The organism is Trebonia sp., from assembly GCF_049794275.1.
In the GTDB taxonomy this organism is placed as follows: Bacteria; Actinomycetota; Actinomycetes; order Streptosporangiales; family Streptosporangiaceae; genus Trebonia.
Window position 1 is genome coordinate 1 of record NZ_JBARCR010000793.1, and the last position, 6156, is coordinate 6156.

Below are 6156 nucleotides of genomic sequence, written 5' to 3' on the forward strand. Positions count from 1 at the left end.
CTGTTACCTCACGACCCGTCGGCCCTTTTGCCTCATGAGTCGGCGAAACGCGGTCGGCACTCGCTGCCCGCGCAGCCGCGGCCAGCGCCGGGGACGGTAACGCCGCCGCTGGGCGCTGCCATCCGGCACGCCCGCCTCAAGCTCGGACCTGAGCCGGTCGAGATGGCTGATCACCTCGCCCCGCAACGGCCATCCGACTGGGCGGGCCGCCGGGGCGGTCGCCAACAGCTCGCTGAGACGGTCTTGCTGGTCGTGCGCCGCGGCCAGATGGCGTTCCAGCTCAGCCTTCAGCGCGTCGTGACGGCGCGGGTCCAACTCGGTCGCGAGGCTACCGTAGGTCCGCACGGCGGCGGATAGTTCCCGCAGTGTGTCGGCGAGCCGGCGGCGCACATCCGGATCGTTGACGGGGTTGTCGTCACCAGCCAGCCGGGTGGTATCGACGAGTGACCGGGCAAGGATGCGGACCGTGATCGCCGAGTGCTCCAGGGTTTCCAGGCTCTGTCGCAGTGTCACCGTGCTGTATGGCAGCCGCATGCTGCGCGGGTTGAGCGTGGTGCTCTCCTCGGCCTGCTGAAGTGCCACGTCCACCCTCGTGATCTCGTTGCCGAGGGCGCGAGCCTGGTCGAGCCAGGCGAGCGCTGAGTCGTCTATGGATCCGTCGTTCAGCCCGGCCGCCATCCGGTCGAGCAGGTCGGCCATCGTGCGAGCGAGGTCCGCGATCGCTTCCTCGGCCGGCTCTACCTGCGGCGCCGTGAGGACCAACCCGGCGATCAGCCCCGCGGCCGTGCCGATCAATGTCTCGGTTATCCTGCTGGTCGCCGCTGCCTTGCTGCCGACCGACAGGATGAGCATCGCGCTGATCGGGACCTCGAGGACGGCCTCGCGCAGCCGCAGCGCGTACCCCACGGCCAGCCCGAGCGTGATCGTGAGCCCGAGACTCCACCACGTGAACCCGATCCATCTGGACAGCCCGAGCGCTATCAGGACGCCTGTCACCACAGCGGCGACTCTGCGCACCGCGCTGTAAAGCGTCTGGTAGATGCTGACCTGGAGGACGAGCAGCGCCGTCAGCGGTGCCAGCACGGGAGGCGAGGTTTCCGGCACCGGCAAGGCGATCAGGTAGGCGAAGACCGCGCAGGCGGTCAGCCGGATTATGGTCGCGGCCGTTGGCTGGGCCCGGTGCCGCGCCAGGGTCAGGGTCACTGGCGCGCGCTGGGTGATCGTCCGTGCCGCGGCGCTGATCTGGGTGGCCCGCTGGCTGCGCCGGAGCGCCAGGCTCATGGGGCGGGGGCCGGGACGGCGATCTCGCCGGTGCCGAAAATCATCGCCTCCGTCCGCCGATGCCTCCTGCCCTCACCCAGGAATCTGTCCTCTCCCAGGAATCTGTCCTCACCCAGGAATCTGTCCTCACCCAGGAATACTGCCGGGGCTGGCGCCTGGGCCGCATCCCCCGTTCAGTTAGTCACACGGTCGCGCGGCCTCAGGGACGGCGCCCCGGCGGCGATCGTGCTCAAGGGTGCGGTGCCTGCTCGGGCGGGGCAGCGGCCAGCCGTGTATCCGGCTGATAGGTGTACGCGGCCTCGCGCACGGTCTCACGGCTCTCCAGCGCGGCGCCGAGCGCGCCGCCGAGTGTCGCGATCGAGGTGGCCAGCCAGGCGAGCCTGACCTGATCCGCCGCGCCAGCGGGGTGGCCGAGCTGGATGCTAAGAAGGTCTCCTGGCACGAGGAGCAGCGCCGAGGCGAGCATGATGATGAAGAGGGCGAGGTACAGCACGACCACGCCGATGCCCACCGTGGCCGTCGTGACGATGTTGAACAAGATGACCTGTTCGCGTGCGGCCGGATGGGGGCTGCGCTCCCACAGGCCGGTGGTGACCATGATCGTCACGGTGATGCCGGCTACCGAGCCGAGCGCGATGACGGTGAGCCGCACCGGCCCGAGATAGTAGGCGAGCCGCCAGATATCGCTTGTCACCAGCGCGAACACCCCGGCCGCGAACGCGGCGGCGAGGGCGCGCATGAGCCGCAGCGCGAGCCGCCACGGCCGGTTAGCGCGCAGCATGCCGAGTAGCAGCCAGATGTTGCCGCTGACGACCCGCGCGGCAAAGCCCACGCCGTCTTCTCCGTGCTCTATCCGCGTGCCCAGTTCACGCATGCGCCGGGTTACCGCGTCAGCGAGCGTGCGGCGCTGCCCGGCGTCCGCCGCCAGCGCGATGTCGCCGAGCATGTGCCCGATCAGCCGGACGATAGTGTCCGCTGTGCGCTTGTGCACCGAGACCGGGCCGAGCGCGGGCATGGACAGGACCGCGACGCCGTGCGTGGTGCTGACATGGGCGATCACCGGCCGCCGCGCGGTCTGCAGCGGGAGGTCGGTGACGCATACCGCGAGGTGCCAGCCGCGGTCCAGGAGCATCCGGCGCCCCGCCGAGATCAACTCGGCCAAGTCGGTCGGCGGCTGGACCAGCCGGTCGGAGACGAATTCAATTCGCCACCGCACCCCCGGCAGCTGCTCGGGCAGCCGGTCAGCGATCTCCGGCAGCAGGCTCTCCGTCAGCTCTGAAGCCGCTCCCGGCGACGCGAGCAGGCCGACGATGATTTCCGGCCGCTGCGAAGGTCCGGGAAAGCTCGCCGCGTCAGTCTCAACCGTGCCCATGCGGGTTTCTTACCCCGCATGGGCACCCCGGACAGGCGAGCTCAGGTCGGCCGCTGACGCGCTCAGCTCACCGGGACGAGGAGCTTGACGAAGTTCTTGCCGTCCAGCATGCCGAGAACGCCTCCGGCGCGTTTTCCAGGCCGTCGACGATGTCTTCCTTGTGCTTCAGCGACCCGTCGCGCACCTAGGGCGTCGTTCGCTCGAGGAGTTCACCCATCAGGTCCTGCCCGCCTTGCACCTGCTGCTGACCAGAACAGAGCAAGCCGGGGAGCGGTGAAGGCGCCGCACTCGCCGCGGGACAGACGTCAGGCCCGCGATCAGCCCAGAGGAAATGATCGGCTACCTGCGCGGGCACCAGATCACGCTCACCTGGGACCAGGCCGCCGGAACCCTGCGGGCAGGCACCGGCGAAGCCGCGAAGACCCTCATCAGGAAAGCAAGCTAGCCCAGGGCGAGAACCCTCTACCGCAAGGAGGAGGAACAAGAACGCCGGTCGCCCGGCGCTGGCGGTAGCCTGTGCCCGGGTGACGTCCCGGCCTGCCCGGGAACAGGAGAATATGGGGAATTACCCGGATGGCCGCCGACACGGTCCACACCTGCACTGGAGTGCGCGGTGAACCGGGGTCAGTTTCAGGCGGATGGGAATCTTGGCAGCCGATTCATCAGTGTGCGTTCAGTCGTTCGGCGGGCTGCCCGGTGATGCTGGCGATCAGGTCGAAGTCCTTGTCGAAATGGAGGACCGTAAGCCCGGCGAGCTCGGCCGTAGCGGCGATGATGAGATCCGGCACCGACGGTGCGCGGTGCTGGCCCCGGTCAGCGAGCAAGGTGAGGACTTCGACGGCCCGGTCCTCGATCGCCGGGGTGAGGTATTCCACCGGCATCGCCGAGACGGGCGGCGCAAGCCCGACCGTAGATCTTGTCCCGAGCGGGCCGAGTAACCGATTTCGAGCCGTGTGACGGTGGTGATGCGCACCATTCCGCGCTCGATCCGGCTGGCCCACTCGGCGGCATCCGGACTGGCGGCGAGACGGACCAGGGCGGATTTATCAATCAGCCACGTGGTCACTGCCAGGCCTGTGACATTACGTCCGGGTCGGCCAGGTCGCCGAAGGTGCGGGCGAAGCGTGCCAGGTCCCCGGTCCTGACCGGGGAGTCGGAAACCGCCGCGTCCTGGGCGAGCCTGCGGCGCACGTACTCGCTGCGCGAGAGTCCCAGCCGGCGGGCATGGGTGTCCAGTGCCGCGATGACGTCATCGGGCACGTCGCGGATCAGCATGTCTGTCATCGCGGCCCTCCCTAGTGATATCCCATGATATCGCAGCGGCCTGGGCTTAGCCTGCGCGCGAATAAGTCTCCGCCAGGTCTTCCCCGAGCATGCAGAGTCACGAACGCCCTCCGCCGAGAGACTAGTCCGGCGGGTGGCTCCCATTTTGGCTCCCCGGACACCACGCCGAAGGTCCTAGATAGCCTCTGAGCTCTGTGCGCCCGGCAGGATTCGAACCCGCGACCCGCTGCTTAGAAGATCCGGCCAATACGTCCGGCATAGTGCCTGACGTGGGATTTCTCTGACTGTTGACCCACTGCCGATCGGGATCGACCGGGACGGTTGCTACAGGAAACGGCTACAGACGGGCACAGCGATCGGTCCCGCTCATCCTTGAGATGATCCTTCGGGCAGGAAGGGGCGAGTACCGACGTACAAACCAGTTGCGGTGTGGTCAGTACAGCCATTGATTCAGGTTAGCTGGCTGATGGCAGTCACTTTACGTCGGCCTAGGTCTGCTACGGCTGAACTACCGCACCCAAGCTACATCTACTCAAGGCTAGAAACTTGGCAAATCGACGTGGTTACAACGGCGGCGGCTCCCGGGAAATGTTAATCCCGATCAGCAGCAGATCTTGAGGCCATATAGGGCTTACGTCTAGGTCGCGGAACGCTGCTTACCCGCATTTTTTCCCTTGCCAAAGCGTTCTGCTGGTACCAGCGAGGCCGACGATGACGGTTATTAGGAGTGACGAGGGTATTATGTCGTGCCACCCTGGAAATCGTACGCGCTCTACCTGAATTGCTGTGCCTCAGTTCATCTAGCATACGCCGCCCCAAATCTTTCCATCGAGCAGTCACAAGGGCTGAATATAGACATGCGAGTATTCCCAAACTTTCGGCAATGGAAGCTTTCCAGGGAGAAGTATAGTTCCTTCCTTCTGACAAGCTTTGGAGTGCGGCGTATATCATGGCAGCTTGTATGACCATATTGACAGTAGCTACAGTATAGATCACGTATGCTTTTCTAATGCCCGCCCTAGCGAGCTCTTCATTTGGGTGGGATATTGCTGCTATGAAGGTGTCACGTAGGCTCCAGAAGTCGCCGATCGCCACGATGTTGGCCAGTGCTATAACTGGCGCCGCTGTCCCGGTTACTACCCAGAAGTTCTCATGAAAGGCCATGGTCGCCAGTTTGCCACGACCGGCGTGGAGAGAACATCTGACGCGCGTCCGAAACGACCCGATAACGGCTGGCGCGTCAGGGCCGCGAGCCACGGGGCTTGTACGATGCAATGCGACTTCTCTAGAAGGCCAAGGACGGCCCGCGACCTGTTCTACACCTCCTGCGTCCTGGTCCTCGGCCTCCGCCGTGGCGAGGCAGGGCGTCAACAGCGCTCGGACCTGGCCATCCCTCCGATGGCTGCCCCTGAATCCCTGTCGAGGGCGCCGCTCAAGGGTGGCGCTTGCGCCATCGTAGACGCGACCGGAGGGAGCGCCCTTGACGGCGAACTCGCAGGGCTTCAGGATCAGGGCGCCCGGAGGGATGGCCCCGCTTGCAGCACCGCCCGCCCGGCACCGACCTGGCGGTAAGTCCGTGAGGCCGTAACCGGGAGTCCAGAGCGCGACGGCCGCCGCCGTGGCCCGGCCAGGGCCTAAGAGCGGCAGGGCCGGCGCCCAGGCGCGCGTCAGGGTCCCGAGGGGACGCCAGCCGAATACAGACAGTAGTGCGCCGCGCTCGGCCAGGTGCCGACCTCGCGTGGCGCTTCTGTATGCGCGGTGATCAGCCCGCGCGGCGCGCTTCGCGCGCCCTTGAAACCGTAGAGAAGTTCTCACCGGCACTGAACGACTGAGCATGTCCTCCGTCGGGTGATGCGCGACACTCGTCCGCCAACAGATCCGCGACAGTCCAAAGCGCAGATCACGGCAGAAGAGTGCGGCCACATCACTGTATTCGCCTGAGCTAGCTAACCATTCTGTCGGGGCACCGGATTTGTGGGCGCAAAGTAAGGGTAGATCGATCTCAATCAAGGGGGCCCTTTGCAGACAACGAAAATGATGTACTACCCGTTCGTGCAACCGCCACGCTCCGTGCTTTGGCAGGCGCTGTTGTACTGGGATGCGCTGACTAGCATCTCTCCCGTAGACGGATATCAGTTTGGGCGCGACCTGGAAGAGCTCCGAGACCTAGGCCTCTACCAGCCGTCTCATGCCGATGACCTGTCCGGGGGGGGCGCACG

At 65.9% G+C, this 6156-nt stretch carries 4 protein-coding genes; all 4 read right to left on the reverse strand.

Annotated features, from left to right (window positions below; all coding sequences use genetic code 11):
* Positions 1–3: 3 nt before the first annotated feature.
* Positions 4–1281, reverse strand: coding sequence for an FUSC family protein (locus WA805_RS20650; protein ID WP_425243146.1), 1278 nt, complete (start codon positions 1279–1281; stop codon positions 4–6).
* A 229-nt stretch (positions 1282–1510) separates the two neighbouring features.
* A complete protein-coding gene (locus WA805_RS20655) occupies positions 1511–2653 on the reverse strand; it encodes a hypothetical protein (protein WP_425243147.1) in 1143 nt (380 codons plus the stop codon).
* A gap of 662 nt (positions 2654–3315) precedes the next feature.
* Entirely contained in the window at positions 3316–3534 is a 219-nt protein-coding gene (locus WA805_RS20660) for a PIN domain-containing protein (protein WP_425243148.1), read from the reverse strand.
* A 181-nt stretch (positions 3535–3715) separates the two neighbouring features.
* Complete coding sequence (locus tag WA805_RS20665; protein WP_422280484.1) at positions 3716–3937, reverse strand: FitA-like ribbon-helix-helix domain-containing protein; 222 nt, start codon at positions 3935–3937, stop codon at positions 3716–3718.
* Between the last annotated feature and the right edge of the window lie 2219 nt (positions 3938–6156).

Bases quoted from the DNA above. Each gene is read 5' to 3' on its own strand.
- WA805_RS20665 (WP_422280484.1), bottom strand. From the start codon at position 3,937: ATGACAGACATGCTGATCCGCGACGTGCCCGATGACGTCATCGCGGCA.
- WA805_RS20655 (WP_425243147.1), bottom strand. From the start codon at position 2,653: ATGGGCACGGTTGAGACTGACGCGGCGAGCTTTCCCGGACCTTCGCAG.
- WA805_RS20660 (WP_425243148.1), bottom strand. From the start codon at position 3,534: ATGCCGGTGGAATACCTCACCCCGGCGATCGAGGACCGGGCCGTCGAA.
- WA805_RS20650 (WP_425243146.1), bottom strand. From the start codon at position 1,281: ATGAGCCTGGCGCTCCGGCGCAGCCAGCGGGCCACCCAGATCAGCGCC.